The sequence below is a fragment of the Okeania sp. SIO2F5 genome (assembly GCF_010692685.1).
Lineage (GTDB): Bacteria > Cyanobacteriota > Cyanobacteriia > Cyanobacteriales > Microcoleaceae > Okeania > Okeania hirsuta.
Map to the genome: position 1 here is coordinate 1 of NZ_JAAHGU010000014.1, position 16,892 is coordinate 16,892.

Consider the following 16,892-nt stretch of genomic DNA (forward strand, 5'->3'; position numbering starts at 1 on the left):
ATTTCTATAGAAAATCTCAATCTAATCTAGCAAGAAAGCAAAAAAAAGTATCTAGAAAAGAAATTGGGTCAAACAATTGGAAAAAAGCACAGAATAGAATAGCTAGACTACATCAACATATTGCCAGGCAAAGAGAAGATTTCCACTTTGTATAGACTACTAATTAAAGTCGTGAATGAGGAAATAGTGTGAATATTCATCAAATTCATGGTCAGTTTTTTTGACTTTCCTCAAAAAAAGTGCTATCTAAAAGATTTCCAAAATTTAACTCTACAGCATACAACATTTTGGCTATTTAATTTTGACTTTTGACTTTTATACCTGGATAACCATTAAAAAAATTGATCTTTAGTTTTGATCCCAGGAAAGTCTGTGTAAGAATGCTTATTAGTTTTGTCTACTTAATTAAGAATTATAAAGTAACCATAAACAATGGAAGCCCTTTATCAATATGCCTGGCTGATTCCACTATTGCCCCTACTTGGAGCAATGGTAGTCGGCCTGGGACTAATATCCTATAGTCAAGCCACAAGTAATTTGCGACGGGGATCTGCAATATTCATAGTCTCCCTGTTAGGAACTGCAATGGTTCTCTCCTTTGCCATCCTCTGGAGTCAAATTAATGGCCATGAAACCTATACTCAAATGTTTGAGTGGGCTGCAGCAGGTGACTTTAAACTCCGTATGGGCTATACCATCGACCATCTGACAGCCCTTATGTTAGTCATTGTAACTACTGTTGCCTTTTTGGTAATGGTCTATACCGATGGTTACATGGCTCACGACGCAGGTTATGTACGCTTTTATGCCTACTTGAGCTTATTTAGCTCCTCAATGTTAGGTCTAGTTGTCTCTCCAAACCTGGTCCAGGTCTATATCTTTTGGGAACTGGTGGGTGTATCTTCCTACCTACTAATAGGTTTCTGGTACGACCGGAAAGCAGCAGCAGATGCTTGCCAAAAAGCTTTTGTGACCAACCGTGTCGGTGACTTTGGTTTGCTACTAGGGATGCTCGGAATTTACTGGGCAACTGGTAGCTTTGAATTTGAAGTCATGGGCGTTCGTCTAGAACAACTGGTAGAAACAGGCGCTCTGAGTGCTGGTTTAGCTACCCTGTTTGGTGTTTTAGTCTTTTTAGGACCTGCGGCCAAGTCGGCTCAATTCCCATTGCACGTTTGGCTACCAGATGCGATGGAAGGCCCTACACCAATTTCTGCTCTAATCCATGCAGCGACAATGGTAGCTGCTGGGGTTTTCCTAGTTGCGCGGATGTATCCAGTATTTGAACATCTGCCAATAGTAATGAACATTATTGCTTGGACAGGAGCTTTCACGGCTTTTCTAGGAGCAACGATCGCCATTACTCAAAATGACATTAAAAAAGGTCTTGCCTATTCCACTATTTCCCAATTGGGATATATGGTAATGGCAATGGGTGTGGGAGCTTATAGTGCTGGACTATTTCACCTAATGACCCACGCTTATTTCAAAGCTATGTTGTTTTTGTGTTCCGGTTCAGTTATTCATGGTATGGAAGCTGTTGTCGGTCACAACCCAGTTTTGGCGCAAGATATGCGGTTAATGGGTGGACTGCGCAAATATATGCCTGTTACCTCTACTTGCTTTTTAATTGGTACTCTGGCAATTTGCGGTATCCCTCCTTTTGCTGGTTTTTGGTCAAAGGATGAAATTCTGGGCAGTGCTTTTGGAGCAAACCCCGCTTTGTGGTTGATCGGTTGGGCAACTGCTGGAATGACTGCTTTTTATATGTTCCGGATGTATTTCTCCACTTTTGAGGGAGAATTCCGGGGTAACGATGAGCAGATTAAACAGCAATTAATGGCTGCAAACTCTACAGGTGATAAGGTCGAGATGACCCCAGCGGTAGCTTTCGGACCTGGTGCAATGGACCCGAAAGAATTAGAACACGGCCATGATGACCATGACCACGACCACGACCACGGTCATCATAGTGACTCTCCCCATGAGTCTCCTATTAGCATGACTTTACCATTGATGGTTTTAGCGATTCCTTCAATGATTATTGGTTTGTTAGGAACGCCTTTTGCTAATTATTTTGAGCAGTTTATTTATGCACCAGGAGAATCTTTGGCAGAGGTGCTAGAGGAATTAGCTGAGTTTGACCTGACTGAATTTTTAATTATGGCAGGTAACTCTGTGGGTATTGCTTTAATTGGCATTACCTTTGCTTCCCTGATGTACTTGAGTCGTAAAATTGACCCTAGTGCGATCGCTGAAAAAATCAAACCTCTTTACAACTTCTCTCTCAACAAGTGGTATCTAGACGACCTCAACGACAAGCTATTTGTTAGAGGTAGTCGTCGTCTAGCACGTCAAGTGTTGGAAGTAGATTACAAAGTAGTTGATGGAGCTGTTAACTTAACAGGTTTTATTACTTTGTTGAGTGGGGAAGGTTTGAAATATTTAGAAAATGGTCGCGCTCAGTTCTATGCACTAATTGTATTTGTGGCAGTTTTAGGCTTCGTTGTTTTCTCTGGAGTTTAGAGGGAACAGGGAACAGACAGTGCTGTTTCACCCTCGATAGACACGGAGACGCGGAGACACGGAGACACGGGGATGGAGGCTTTTAATTTACGATTAAAAGTTGGCTTTCCACCCAAAGAAGTAGAACTGCCCATAACTGTCTCCCCGTCAGGCTTTGAGAGAAACGCAAAAATTTAGAATGAAACAGCCCTGAAGGAACAGGGAACAGAAAATTAAGAATTGCGAGTAGTATTTTTTCTTCTTCCTTCTTCCTTCTTACTTCTTCCTTCTTCAAACATTTTAAAAGTGAGATTTGATATTTATGGCTAATTTTCCTTGGTTAACTATAATCATCCTATTTCCAGTAGTTGCATCGTTGCTAATTCCGATTATTCCGGATAAAGACGGCAAAACAGTACGGTGGTACGCCCTAATTGTTGGATTAATTGATTTTACTATTATCACTACTGCCTTCTGTACTGGATATGACACGAGTAACCCTGAGCTTCAACTGGTAGAAAGTTATGCTTGGGTGCCACAATTAGACTTAAATTGGTCAGTGGGAGCTGATGGTTTATCCATGCCACTAATTATCCTGACTGGGTTTATCACAACTCTGGCAATTATGGCAGCGTGGCCTGTAACTTTTAAGCCAAAGCTATTTTATTTCTTGATGTTGTTAATGTACGGCGGTCAAATAGCTGTGTTTGCCGTGCAGGATATGTTGCTATTTTTCCTGGTTTGGGAATTAGAGTTAGTACCAGTGTACCTAATTCTCTCCATCTGGGGTGGTAAAAAACGGTTGTATGCAGCAACTAAGTTTATTCTTTATACCGCAGGTGGTTCGCTGTTTATTTTGATAGCAGCGTTAACAATGGCGTTTTATGGCGATACTGTTACTTTTGATATGAGAGCGGTTGCTGCGAAAGATTATGCTCTGAATCTGCAACTATTGTTATATGGAGCTTTTTTGATTGCATACGCTGTGAAGTTGCCAATTTTCCCATTACATACCTGGTTGCCTGATGCTCACGGGGAAGCAACTGCACCTGCTCATATGTTGCTGGCAGGAATTCTGTTAAAAATGGGTGGTTATGCACTGTTGCGAATGAATGCAGGAATGTTACCTGATGCTCACGCAGTGTTTGCTCCTATATTGGTGATTTTGGGGGTTGTCAATATTGTCTATGCCGCTTTGACTTCATTTGCTCAACGAAACTTGAAGCGGAAAATTGCTTATTCTTCAATTTCTCACATGGGTTTTGTGTTGATTGGTATGGCTTCATTTACCAATATTGGTATGAGTGGAGCTGTACTACAAATGATTTCCCACGGTTTGATCGGGGCGAGTTTATTCTTCTTAGTGGGAGCTACTTATGACCGTACCCATACTTTAATATTGGATGAAATGGGTGGTGTCGGTAAGAAGATGAAGAAAGTGTTCGCAATGTGGACGACTTGTTCGATGGCTTCTTTGGCATTACCTGGAATGAGTGGGTTTGTGGCAGAGGTGATGATATTTATTGGTTTTGCCACCAGTGATGCTTATAATCCAACTTTCAAGGTGTTGGCAATATTCTTGGCTGCAGTGGGAGTGATTTTGACTCCAATTTATCTGTTGTCAATGTTGCGGGAGATTTTGTACGGTCCTGAGAATAAGGAGTTGGTAGAACACGAAGTTCTCAAGGATGCCGAACCCCGCGAGGTATTTATTATTGGTTGTTTGTTGGTGCCAATTATTGGTATTGGTTTGTATCCCAAGATTGTGACTCAGATTTATGATGCAACGACAGTACAGTTGACGGCGCGGTTGCGAGATGCTGTACCAACGTTGATAGAATCTGGGGAAGTGGCGTTGAATAGTGAGTCTGAGTTGTTGATGCGTGCGCCTGCGATTAAATAGTGCGGCCATCTTGGTCACCTGTAGTTCAGTAGGGTGCGTTAATGAAATGTAACGCACCGCTTGTCCCAAATAAATGTTTCGCTCAGTTACGCTTTCCTACGGAATGCTGCGCAAACGCTAACACACCCTACTGGGGAAGTGGCATTGAAGAATGAGTCTGAGTTGTTGATGCGTGCGCCTGCGATTAAATAGTGCGAGGTATTTGAATAATTTAGAATCCTGATAAAAGCCCAGTAGTTCGGTTAGCCGTTCTATTGGGTATTTTGTTTGCGTCTCTCAGTCAAATTGTGTATTGCCATCATCAAAATTAGATAAACAGGACTTACGGAAATTCACCTTGAAAACGCCATATGTAGGAGCGTTAGTGGCAGCTCTGCGTTAGCAAATGGTATTCGCCCTCACTTGATTTAATGTCCATGCGTAAGTCCTGATATTTGACCCAGTTAAGCAAGAAGAGTCAGAGCAAGAGGAATAACTCGTGTAACTCTTTCCTTAGCAAATTCTGCGATACCAGCTTCAGTACCCTTATTGAGTAGAGATTGACTCCAGCTTTTGAGTTTTTCCTTAAAGGATGGGTCTTGCTTTGCTTTATTAGCTAAATCTTCAGCTACTTTTTGTTCTGCTTCTGTTTCACTATAGGTATCAGAAAGCTTGTCTAGTAGTTCTTGAATCTCCGTTGCAGCTTCTGCTAGAGATTGTTTTTGTTCTGGTGCGTAATTGTATGTGTTTTGATATCCTTGGTTGAGGTCAACTAGGAAAAGCACGTACCGCATGCAAAGATCCCAAATGGGTTCTATATACCCTAATTTACAAACGCCAGATATCAGAACTATTCCCTACTGCTTATGGAGATAAATTGTCTAGATTTTGAAGATATCTGGTTTAGCCTTTCTTATAGCCTTAATAACTACTTGGATAGGTACTTGCCAAAAGCTAGCCAAACCCCATACTGCTTGCAGATACCTTGTAAATTCTATTAATTTTAACTGTGCATTGCTATTATTAACTAATCTTGAATATAGATAATATCTGCTCAAAAAAGTGTCTATAAATGGGTATAGTTTACTATTAATTATCTGATATTCTCTCTGCTCTAATTTAGAAATAGGGAGTTGTTCAATTTCTTGTAAAGTTGCTTCTGGTAGTGAAGTATCGAGTATTTTATCCAATAGGGGAAGTGTATTTTGCACTGGCAAAACAATTTGGCGTTTTTTTGCCTGATTGATTAATTGATTCCAGTCAATTTTATCTCCTGATGAATTTAGAATCATCATCGCATCTGCTACCCAGATAGCAGTAGAAACTTGCTTAAACGGCCAAGCTTGTAAACAAACTTGTAATAACTGATTACTAGGGTTTAATAAATATGTTGACATTTCTCCTACTTGATTAATTTCCGCTTCCTGCCAGAAATTATGTTCAACATTCTGTTGTATAGCATCTAAAGCTACTGGGTAATGAATACTTAATCGACACCCTAATTCATCTTTGAAGATAGCAGCATTACCTACAACAGTTCTGATTGGTAAATTCTCAGAATATTTCCATCCTAATCGATCTAAAAAATTTATTGTTTTCGAGGCATTTTCCGTTCTAATAAGCAGGTCAAAATTATATATATGACGGAGAGCAATATGTGGATAATACTGTAAATTGATAGCAACATCATTTAGGAGTATTGTCTCAATATCTGCATCCTGCAAAGAATTTAAAATTTTGGTAATTTTTTGGATTAATAGTTGATTTTTGTAAAATTTACTCCGATAAATTCCCTTAAGTCTCCCCATTTCAGGATGATTTATCTGGTGGGTAGATAAGTTACGGTACACTAAAGGAAGTAAGCTATTAGAGTCAGAGTCAAGGTTGTCAATATCAACTGTTGTTACCCATTGTTGCCAAGCTTTTAAGACATCTTCTCCCTGGAACAGACAAACCCGTAATAGTAATTTCTGTTCGTGAGTCAGCGAGCATGGCTGAAATTTTAGGTTTAAATTCATATACTATCTCTAAGAAAACGAGTCGGGTTAGAAATCAAGTAGGACTGTTTAATTCTCCGTAAATAAGCATTTTTGTTAGGGGTGGGTTTAGAGAATCTTACATTCCACAGTTCATTGGTTAATAGAAAAAGTAGATGGATGTATCACATTTTTCATAATATTTAACTATTTTTTCACGGAAATAGAATGAATGATATTTTATTTTTGGGCATCTATCTAACTAATATATCATATTTACATGGAATATGGTGTAATTAACTTCCCTTTTTCCTTCATTTAATTCTCTATTTAGCTCTCAAATGTAAATACCATAGTACCAAATTTTTAAAACTTGAGATAAAATAGTAATCAAATCTAATTAATTCGATAAAAAAAGGAAAATAGGAGCAGAAGTATTGAACAAAAATCAAACTCAAACATTAGGAAGCTATCCCACAGAAATTCAGTTAATTATTAATTGTGCTAGAAAAAATATAGATACTGAAACAGCAGACATAATTAAGACTTTACTCACACAAAAAATAGACTGGCAATATCTTATTCAAATAGCCGAAACTCACTCAGTAAAACCCATTTTATATCAAACTATAAACAATACTTGTCGAGATGCAGTACCCAAAAAAATTCTTACTCAGCTCCAAAAAAAATTCCGTACAAATGCTCTCCGCAATTTATATTTAACTAGAGAATTGCTAGAATTACTTGATTTGTTTGCTAAGAATAATATTCCTGTTTTTTGTTTTAAAGGACCGCCTTTAGCACAATGTGTTTATGGGGATATTTCCTTAAGACAGTTTAGTGATTTGGATCTTTTAGTTTCTGAAAAAGATATTGTCAAAGGGAAAGATTTGCTAGTCAAACAAGGTAATAAAATGCGTTTCCATGTTATTGAATTAGAGGAAACGGAAGAAGGAGCATTTCTTGAGTCAGAAACAATACATCAATTTGTGAAAGAATCTGCCTATGAATTTGATTATTATAATGCTCAATTTGTCATTGAATTACACTGGGAAGTAATCCCTAAATATTTTGCGTTTCCTTTAAGTATAGACTATTTAAAAGAAGACCTAACTACTGTCACATTACTTAATACTAGCATCCCTAATCTTAGTCCAGAAAATTATTTATTACTCCTTTGTGGGCATGGAACAAAAGACTGTTGGGATAAGCTTTCAAGAATTTGTGATATTGCAGAATTAATCTGTGCTTATCCTCAGTTAAATTGGCAATTTGTTATGGAACAAGCGGAAAAAAAAGGAGGAATGCGTATTGTTTTATCAGGGGTTTTATTGGCACATAATTTATTGAAAGCTCCTCTACCTGATTTAGTCTTAGAAAAGATTGAATTAGATATAGAAATCAAAAAAATTGTTGCTCAAATTCAAAATTGGTTGTTTCTTGATTCTCAAGAACGTTCTGAACAAATTAAAGTATTTTCCTTTCATTTATGGACTAAAGAAAGGTTCAAAGATAAAATTTGGTATGCTTTAAGCCTCTTTTTAACTCCAACTACTTCTGATTGGGTACTATTGCCAAAATCTAATTTCCCGGCAATTTTTTATTATTTAATTCGACCAATTAGAATGTTAGTTAAGTATAGCTTAAAACAAAAATCAATAGATAGTAAGGTGTGCAATTAAATAACGAAGTCAGAAGTCAGATAGGGGAGGCATCGGATTGGCGACGTACAGAAGTTGTTTTTGTAACGGGGATTAGAGCAACCCTCCAAAAATATTTCGCCGATCAAGGCGGGGTTGCGCGACCCAATTATTTTGATAAATTTATTATTTGATTGAATAATTTCAAGTAAATTGTCCACCCTACTGTATTTTCTATAAATTAAAAATTAAACCTATAATCCAACTTTTATTCCTGGAATATTAACTCTAATTGTATAAATTGATGTTTGTGCAGTAATATAAAGAGTCTGCAAATCTGCATCACCCCAAGCACAATTAGCTGGTATTTCTGGAGTAACAATTGTTCCCAAATGATTTCCTTCTGGATTAAATACCCAAATTCCTCCTGCACCTGTACAATAAATATTTCCTTGAATGTCAACTTTCATCCCATCGGGACAACCAGGTTTATTGATTTTCATGTCATAAAAAATTTTACCATTAGTTAGTATTCCATTGTCTTGAACATCAAAAACTCTGAGATGATGACGGTATGAATCATCAATATAAAGCTTTTTTTCATCAGGTGAGAATGCTAAACCATTGGGACGCTCAAAATCATCAGCAACTAGGGTTAATTTACCATCATTTGAGAGAGAATATACTCCTTGATAAGGTTGTTCCTGTTGTTCTGATTTAATGCCAAAAGAAGGATCTGTAAAATAAATTTTACTATCACTTTTCACAACAACATCATTAGGACTATTGAGTTTTTTCCCTTGAAATTGTTCAGCTAAAATAGTAATTGAACCATCTTTTTCTGTTTGCGTTACCCTCCTTGTGCAATGTTCACAAGCAATTAATTTTCCCTGTTTATTTCTAGTTAAACCGTTAGAATTATTACTGAATTGCCGAAAAATTGATACTTTACCATTTGGAGTTAATTGATAAATTTTGTTAGCAGGAATATCACTAAAAAGAAGATAGTTTGCTTCAGAAAACCAAATCGGACCTTCTGTAAATTGAAATCCTGTAACAACACGCTTAATTTTTGCTCCTTGGGGAAATAAACTGAAAAATTGTTCTGATTTAGCTTCTAGATAACCTACTTTAAATTGTAGTTCTAATCGTTCTTTCTTTTGTTTTACAAATTGTTTGAGCTTTTTTTTTAGTGCTTGCATATTATTCCACCCCTTAACTTAAATATCTCAATCTGAATTTAACGAAATCTAGATACTTTAATTTCCTGATTAACTAATTTCTTAAATAAAAAAATCCTATTCTTCTCAATTGACAGGAAAGATATAGCAATCCTAAATTGGTTGTGACAAATCAAAAAGTAAATAAAAAAACTGAAACTCCTGCCTGTTCGCTGTTCCCTCTTCCCTAAAAGGGGTAAGATTTTTATACACAAATAAAATAGGATTGCTATATATTATTGAGGAAAATGAATCTCTACCATATAATTTCTCAAGGATAATCCAGCATCAATTTTCATCACTGTTCCTGTAGTAAAATGTGAGAAATAATCTGAAGCTAAATAAACTACAGCACGACCTATATATTTAGGATTAATGCTACTTTGATGCAAGGGAGTATATTTATAATACAAAGGATTTCCCTTGTTATCTTCTTGTACTACACCTGGAGCAATTCCATTAACACGGATTCTATGTGCAGCTAAATCTATAGCTAATTCTTTTATAATCATTCCTAAAGATGCTTTGGATGTACTATAACTTAGCTCACGAAATACAGTACATTGGTGTATGGATGTTATAAATATAATTGAGCCAAAAATTTGATTCCTAATCATCATTTCAGCAATAAGCTTAGTTAAATACATTGGCTTAAAAATATTGGTCTGAAATACTTTATTTGCTTCTTCTAATTCAAAATTTTTAATGCCAAATTTATTAAATTGGATACCTACATTATTAATTAATATATCAAGTTTAATCTTATTTTCAATAAAATAATTATGTAAATTATCAATATCTTCAGTTTTAGATATATCTGAAATAAACCATTTACATATTATCTGATATTTGGCTAGTTCTTGTTCTAGTTTTAAGCATTTTTCTTCAACTATATCTGTAAAATAAATATTAGCTCCTTGTTTAGCCATTTCCAAGGCAATACTTTTACCAATATTTTGTCCTGCTCCAGTAATCAGAACATTTTTTCCTGCTAATAGTTGATTATTGAAAACTAATGATGGCTCTGGAGATTTTTCTTGGATAATAACTTTGGGTGTTTTTGCTGATGGATTCAGAAAAGAATTTAAGGCAGCTTTTAATCGAATTTTGAGATTCATGATTAATTACTTCACTATAAATTGAAGCAGAAAGATCGAGAATTAGTTTTCTAAAAAATGATGGTATTTTGTTGCCTGAATAAAATCAACAACTTCTTCATAGTTTATAATATCATCAGCTAAATTATGAGTAGATATTTTTTTCATTTTTGTTTTAACTGGAACTGAATAAGTGCCTAAATAACTAAAAATATTATCTATAGTTTGTTGATGTGTCTCGGAATTTAAGAGATGAGTTTCATAAATTAGATGTAAACAAGAAAGTCCTTGAATAACTTGTTCTTCTTTTCTATTCATTTTCTCACACCATTCTATAAATTTTATTAATTTTTGGCAATCTATACTAATTGGAGCTTTTAGCAAAGGATTTTCAGGGGTATCATGCCATTGTCTTCTAGCATTAGCACTTAGATCGGAAATAGCTTTTCGCAAAAGATTATTTCGTTTTAAGTAAATAATTTTCCAACCATTTCTACATAAATTCTCTATAAATTTTAGAGGTGTCCGATGAAACTTCGATAAGCTGAGAATAAGTTGATCGATTTTCAGATCAAAACCATAAAAATGACAAGGCGTTTTTTGAGATTGAATATTAATATAAGTCTCAGGAAATAGAACTTTTTTAAAGTAAGATGTAGAAAAGCTAGAAAAAATTTCTCCATCAACAAAAATCTCTGGATGACAGTTTAGTAAGTTAGCGAGTAAGGTGCTACCTGTTCGATAGTGGGCAAAGATAATAAATTTATGCTTAGTTGAACTTGATTTTAACGAAAAAGAGGTTAAGTAATCGAAAAATTATTTTTGTCTAATTTTTAATTCATTTTGAACTTTACTTATCATTATTTGTTTGTTTCAATTTGTTGGAATAAAAAGATTAAGTAGCTAATTATATTGCCTTGTCAATTAAATCTAAATAATATTTAATCATTGTTTCTTGCTGAAACATTTGTTCTGCTCTTTGCTTACATTCTAGACCAATTTGAGTAGCTAAAGTAAAATTATTAGCCCAATTTTCAATAGTTTCAGCCAATTCTTTAATTGTAGCTTGAGCATTAATCTTAGGATCTGATAATAATTTGCCTGTATCTCCTAATTCTTCAGGAATACCACTAACCGCAGTTGCTATTACAGGTTTTCCCTTTGCCATTGCCTCCATAATAGATAATGGCATTCCTTCAAATTGGGAAGGTAAAATAAAAATGTCAGCCATATCTAATAAATCAGGAATATCAGAGCGATCGCCTATTAATTTGATTTTATTTTCTATTCCTAATTCCTTGATTTTTGGCATGATTTTCTTCTCTAAACTGCCACTTCCTGCCCAAACAAAGTAAAGTTTTGACCAAATTTCTTTTTGTTTCAAAATTTCCATAGCACTCAGTTGATATTGATACCCTTTCATTACTTCTAAACGAGCAGCAGTGAAACATACTATGGCATTTTGAGGAATATTTAAACTTTGACGTAGATAATTTCTGGTTACTAAATTTGCCTGAGTAAAGAATTCTTTTGGTCTGCCATTATAGATGACTTCACCTTTGTTTTTAGGTAAATTAAATAATTGATGTAGTAAGTTTAAATTTGCTTGAGAAACAGCAATTACAGTTTTCGCTTGTTGATAAATATTGGGTAAATGATCTAAGTAAGGAGAAAATAGTTTAGCCCAATCATCTGAAACACAGTGATTGATAATTATAAAAGGAATTTTCTGTTCAATTGCTACCTGTTTAGCAGCTAAGTTAGAAACAGGACAACCATCACTAAAAATAATCAGTTTTGGTTTAGTTTTTGCCAAAATATTAGCTGCTTCAGTTGTATTTACAAATGCTCTTGCAGGTTGAGTAGAATGATAGATATTATCTTCTTCTAACCATAAGTGTTGAATTCCTAATTGTTTCCTATGTGTAACTAAATGATGAGAGGCTTTGCTTTGAGCGCAATTAATATGATATCCAGCTTCTGCTAAAGCACAAATTAAAGCATGATTCCATTGGGCAGCACCGTATATTTCTGGACAATCTGTATAGAGGAGAATACTATCTGGATGTGAGATAAAATCATCTTTTAATTCAGAAAAAACTGCTCTTTCCTGAATCTTCATAATTCCTAAATCCAATAATTGTTGACTGTTTTTAAATTGAAGAGAATATTTAGGATTATATAGAGTTAAATTGTGATTTTTATCTATTCCTTTTGCATATTCTAAATATTGCATTCCTTGATTATAATGTTCTTTTCTCTCAACTTGATCTTTAACATAACCAGAAAAGGATGAGAAATATTTAAAGTGCAATAAACAACCCCACTCACCTGCAATTTTATCTTCTGGACAATTCGTATAGTGTTGCCCTCCTGTTAAAACTAGATTCAAATCGTATTTAATTAGAGGAACTTTAGTTAAATAATAAGCTCCTTGTTCGCCAAATACCCTTTGTCTGACTCCTCCAAAATAACCAATGTGATTTTGATATGGTCCAGCTTTTTCTTTTTTTGTGTGATAGAATTGTCTATCAAAGTAAGGACAAACTTCTAAGAAATTTTCTCCTTTTTGATAATGAGTTTCGGCAATGGCTTTATCTGAATACATATCTAACAAAACTGTATTTAAAGCTTTTTTTCCTTGTTGCTCTAATTCCTCACATAGCTGATTAATTTTCTTACTTTCACAGTTAGGATAGTAAAACAATTCATCAGCATCAACCATTAGGCACCAATGATCTAAAGCATACTTTCTTAACAGTACTTCAAACCAAGCTGAACCAAAATTTGCTTGATTAAAGGAAAGAAAACTTTGCCAAAGATAAACATCTGGTTGTTGTAATAAATAAGCTAAAGTCTCATCATTTGAACCATTATCAACAATCAAAAATTTATCAATCCCTTGTTGACGATGATAGGAGAGAAAATAAGGTAAGCGCAGGGATTCATTCCTAACTACAACACAAGCTAAAATATCTGTAGTGTTAATAGTAATTTTTCTCTGGTCTTGTCTAGTTAATTGATAGTAATTAAAAGCCTCATCTATTCCTTGATATTTGGCAATAACATTTACCAAATTTTTATGTAATCGATCAAAATTAGGATTAATTTTAACTGCTTGATCGTAAATAAGTTGTGCTTGTTGCCAATCTCCTTTAGCTAATAGTAAATCACCTAAGCTGAGATAAGCTGGTATATAATTTGAGTTCATATTAATAACTTCTTTGTAACCACTTATCGCCGTTTCAATTTTACCTTTAATTTGCCATCCTTTCGCTAATCTATAACGAATTTCAGCTAAATGATTTACTTGTTGAGCTTTCATATTATTTATGAATTATTTTAATTTTCTTTTTTTTGTTGTCTTTTGCGGTCTAAAGATGCTTTAAGAATTCGTAGATAATCACTTTGAGAAGCTTGGCCTTGTTGAAGACCTTTATTCATTTTATGCAAGCGTCTTTTTGTCACTAAATTAGGTGGATTTATTATTTTTAAATTTAACTCAGTAGCTCGAATATACCAATCAGCAAATTCACCCTGTTGCCACTGAGATTGAAACTTACCAACACGGAAAAAAGCATCTCGTTTAATGATCATCGCAGAAGGTATATATCCTGTCATTAGTTCAGGATTACAATAAATTTGTTTTTTGATATTTTCATCTAATTCTGGACTGTAAAACTGTTGAACTTGACCAAATACTAGATCTACTTCAGGATTATTATTAAATATTTCCATCTGAATTTTTAACTTATTTTCTACCCAAATATCGTCAGCATCCAAAAAAGCAAAAAAGTTACCTTTAGCCAGACTAATCCCAGAATTACGAGCAGTAGCTGTACCACTATTCTCTTGATAAAAATATTTTAAAACTGAACCAAAACTTTTAACTACTTCTGCTGTTTTATCCGTTGAACCATCATCTATAACGATGATTTCTATGGGATTATAGGTTTGTTGTAAGACACTATTAATAGCTTCTGATATATAGCGATCGCCGTTATAAACAGGAATAATTATGCTAATTAGGGGATTGAGAGTATTCATATTTTTTGACTATCTATATCTATATTGCTTGAAATTAGTTGTTAGTTTATTTTTTTAAAAAAGTAGTTTGGGTTTTGTTTAATAAGCTTATATTTGTCATTTCGACAAAGTTCTTTAACTACTTCACAAACTCCCCACCCTGAATTATCAGCAGAATCATCAAACAAAATAAATCCTCCTATACTTAAACATCTATCGACATTTTGAAAATCACGATAAGCATAATCATAATCATGATTGCCATCTATATAAGCAAAACTGATATCACCTCCTAACTGTATTGTTTTTTGAAACATATTATTAACTTTTTCTTTTCCATTCCATTTTCTGAAAAAATTATCTGATGTAATTTGAATAGCAAATGGCAGATCGTAACTACTAAATAACAATAGATTTTCTTGAAAGCTTCTTTTAACAAAATCTCCATAATCTTTATTATTTAAAGTAGGATGTTCTCCTAATTTTTGTAATTCATTTCCTTCGCTAAAATCCCAGGGATCTATACAAATTAAAGGATTATTTTTTTTGTGTTTTAATTTAATATAAGTAATAACATTAGCAGATAAACCACAAAATGAACCTATTTCTATAATTGGTGCTTTACTTGGGATATGAGAAATAGCATAATCAAAACACCAAATATTTCCCATGTTTAACATACCTGCATTCCCATAACAAATTTTTTTAATAAAATCATCTGCTTTAAATATTTTATTAAATATTTGTTTTTTAATTTTATCTTTATTTGACACAAATAACTCCTATTTTCAAGTATTAACTCTATTAATAAATAATGGTTAGCTTAATTGACGTTTTCTTTGAATAGAATTTCTGATCAGCTTCAATAAATTCTGTGTATTTTGCTGAGAATTTAAAGATAAATTAGTATCATGAACTCTTTTATTTAGTAATACTTTGGGCATAACAGCCATAGGAATTTGAGCATCATTAGCACGAGCAAACCAATCAACATCCTCAGCTACAGTAAATTCAGGATTTAACTTGCCAATTTTCTCAAATAAAGTTTTTCGTACTACTAAAGTTTCCATAATTTTACCGATATGTTCCCCTTCTAATAATTCTGTTCTAAATCCTGATGGTGGTGAATGTCCTGGTTCTAAAAAAAAGTTAACTTTAGCAACTGTATATTCAATTTCTGGATGCTCCCTCATGTATATTACTTGAGTCTCTAGTTTATCAGGAGTCCAAGTATCATCATGGGAAAGAAACGCAATTAATTCTCCTTTTCCTACCTCAATTCCTTGATTATAAGCATTAGCTATACCCTTACTATCTTGGACAAAATAACGAATTTGAGGATAAGATTGAGCTATTTTTGGGGTGTTATCCGTGGAGCTTCCATCTATCACAATAATTTCATAATTACTATAGGTTTGATTCAATATACTGTCAATCGCATTTTGTAAATAACGCTCACCATTTTTAACGACAATAATTACACTAACAAGAGGATTTTTCATCATAAAATTGTATCCCAATTGATCATTATCTTTTTTTTGTGGGTTTAATACCTCACCGTCACCCGCAGTGTTCAAAATTCTTTGGGGGCACATAGACGCGGAGCAAGGTGTCAAAGACATCCCCATGCAATTTTCCCTCCTGACTCCTGACTCCTGAGTTCTGACTCCTTCTTCAATATTAGAGTTATTTCACTAACTTGACACAAGCAACTGCTCTAGCAGCAGCAGCATTATCTAGTTGAACAGGAAATTTGTTAGGACGCTTTTCTTCTGGTAACATAATCCAATCAACATATTCACATTTTTTACATTGTTCAACTGAGGAAAATTGCCAACCTTTTTGAGTATAAGAAAAAAAAGTGCGTGTTATATCTGATGGCTTGAAAGCAGAGATTGCTTGTTCTAATAAATTATCATCAAAAACCTGCTGGGTTTCTAAGTTAGAATATTTGCCAAAAGGAACAGTTAATAATAAATTTCCACAAGGTTTAAGAACACGACGCATTTCCTGAATAGCCAATAAAAAATCTTGATTTTTATTTTGTTGATCTGCATCTTGACCAGTGAATTGTCGATTATCTAAGCCAATATGTTCTAAAGTAGAAATACAAGCAATTTGGTCATAATAATTATCTTGAATGGGAATACTGCGTAAATCTTCAAATAAATAGGAAATACCTCGTTTCCAATGACAATTAAACTCTGGGGATAAAGTTAAAATATGTAACTTCTTATTTTGCCATATTGGTTGTTCTAAAATAAAATCATGATTCAGAGCAGAACCAGCATCAAGAATTGACTCTGAGTTATGATTTAATTGACAAAATAACCAAGGATATTCTACACATCTCTCATCTACACCATAACCATATCCTAATGGTAATGACTGATTTAGTTTAAATTTAGATATCAGGTCAGAATTAGATAATGTTTCACTAATTAGCTGTTGACGATAAACTAAATAACCGGGATACCAAGGAATTTGTCCAGCTTCAAGATATTTTTTGATAATTAATTTAGTTGCTTTTTCTCGCATTTTAATTA

Annotated in this window: 14 protein-coding genes; 4 read left to right on the forward strand and 10 right to left on the reverse strand. The window is 34.1% G+C overall.

Annotated elements, in window-relative coordinates:
• The 3 genes from F6K27_RS08090 to F6K27_RS08100 all read left to right on the forward strand — a co-directional run.
• Positions 1–155 (forward strand): transposase (locus F6K27_RS08090; RefSeq protein ID WP_287275304.1); only part of this gene is annotated, 155 nt, incomplete at its 5' end.
• Between the two features lie 277 nt (positions 156–432).
• Positions 433–2,526 (forward strand): NAD(P)H-quinone oxidoreductase subunit 5, encoded by a 2,094-nt coding sequence (locus tag F6K27_RS08095; protein WP_287275183.1) that lies wholly within the window; start codon positions 433–435, stop codon positions 2,524–2,526.
• Positions 2,527–2,827: 301 nt separating this feature from the next.
• The gene (locus F6K27_RS08100) at positions 2,828–4,408 is read left to right on the forward strand and encodes an NAD(P)H-quinone oxidoreductase subunit 4 (protein WP_287275185.1); all 1,581 of its coding nucleotides are present in this window, start codon (positions 2,828–2,830) and stop codon (positions 4,406–4,408) included.
• A gap of 443 nt (positions 4,409–4,851) precedes the next feature.
• Here the strand turns inward: F6K27_RS08100 and F6K27_RS08105 are convergent, their stop codons facing one another.
• Positions 4,852–5,181 (reverse strand): hypothetical protein, encoded by a 330-nt coding sequence (locus tag F6K27_RS08105; protein WP_287241756.1) that lies wholly within the window; start codon positions 5,179–5,181, stop codon positions 4,852–4,854.
• Positions 5,182–5,268: 87 nt separating this feature from the next.
• Positions 5,269–6,405, reverse strand: coding sequence for a nucleotidyltransferase family protein (locus F6K27_RS08110; protein ID WP_287241759.1), 1,137 nt, complete (start codon positions 6,403–6,405; stop codon positions 5,269–5,271).
• A gap of 395 nt (positions 6,406–6,800) precedes the next feature.
• Here F6K27_RS08110 and F6K27_RS08115 point away from each other — a divergent pair, with 395 nt between their 5' ends.
• Positions 6,801–8,045 carry a nucleotidyltransferase family protein gene (locus F6K27_RS08115; RefSeq protein ID WP_287275187.1) on the forward strand — a complete coding sequence of 415 codons (1,245 nt, stop codon included), beginning with the start codon at positions 6,801–6,803 and terminating at the stop codon, positions 8,043–8,045.
• 212 nt (positions 8,046–8,257) lie between these two features.
• Here the strand turns inward: F6K27_RS08115 and F6K27_RS08120 are convergent, their stop codons facing one another.
• From F6K27_RS08120 to F6K27_RS08155, 8 genes are all read right to left on the reverse strand, one after another.
• On the reverse strand, positions 8,258–9,205 hold the full coding sequence (locus tag F6K27_RS08120; RefSeq protein WP_287275189.1) for an SMP-30/gluconolactonase/LRE family protein: 948 nt from the start codon (positions 9,203–9,205) through the stop codon (positions 8,258–8,260).
• A 254-nt stretch (positions 9,206–9,459) separates the two neighbouring features.
• The gene (locus tag F6K27_RS08125) at positions 9,460–10,341 is read right to left on the reverse strand and encodes an SDR family NAD(P)-dependent oxidoreductase (RefSeq protein ID WP_287241763.1); all 882 of its coding nucleotides are present in this window, start codon (positions 10,339–10,341) and stop codon (positions 9,460–9,462) included.
• A gap of 42 nt (positions 10,342–10,383) precedes the next feature.
• Positions 10,384–10,773, reverse strand: a complete 390-nt coding sequence (locus F6K27_RS08130; protein WP_287275191.1) for a hypothetical protein — start codon at positions 10,771–10,773, stop codon at positions 10,384–10,386.
• 454 nt (positions 10,774–11,227) lie between these two features.
• Complete coding sequence (locus F6K27_RS08135; RefSeq protein ID WP_287275193.1) at positions 11,228–13,645, reverse strand: glycosyltransferase; 2,418 nt, start codon at positions 13,643–13,645, stop codon at positions 11,228–11,230.
• 17 nt (positions 13,646–13,662) lie between these two features.
• Positions 13,663–14,367 (reverse strand): glycosyltransferase family A protein, encoded by a 705-nt coding sequence (locus F6K27_RS08140; RefSeq protein WP_287275195.1) that lies wholly within the window; start codon positions 14,365–14,367, stop codon positions 13,663–13,665.
• Positions 14,368–14,408: 41 nt separating this feature from the next.
• On the reverse strand, positions 14,409–15,119 hold the full coding sequence (locus F6K27_RS08145; protein WP_287275197.1) for a class I SAM-dependent methyltransferase: 711 nt from the start codon (positions 15,117–15,119) through the stop codon (positions 14,409–14,411).
• Positions 15,120–15,164: 45 nt separating this feature from the next.
• Positions 15,165–15,923 carry a glycosyltransferase gene (locus F6K27_RS08150; RefSeq protein WP_287300857.1) on the reverse strand — a complete coding sequence of 253 codons (759 nt, stop codon included), beginning with the start codon at positions 15,921–15,923 and terminating at the stop codon, positions 15,165–15,167.
• A 109-nt stretch (positions 15,924–16,032) separates the two neighbouring features.
• Positions 16,033–16,884 (reverse strand): methyltransferase domain-containing protein, encoded by an 852-nt coding sequence (locus F6K27_RS08155; protein WP_287241777.1) that lies wholly within the window; start codon positions 16,882–16,884, stop codon positions 16,033–16,035.
• Positions 16,885–16,892: the final 8 nt, after the last annotated feature.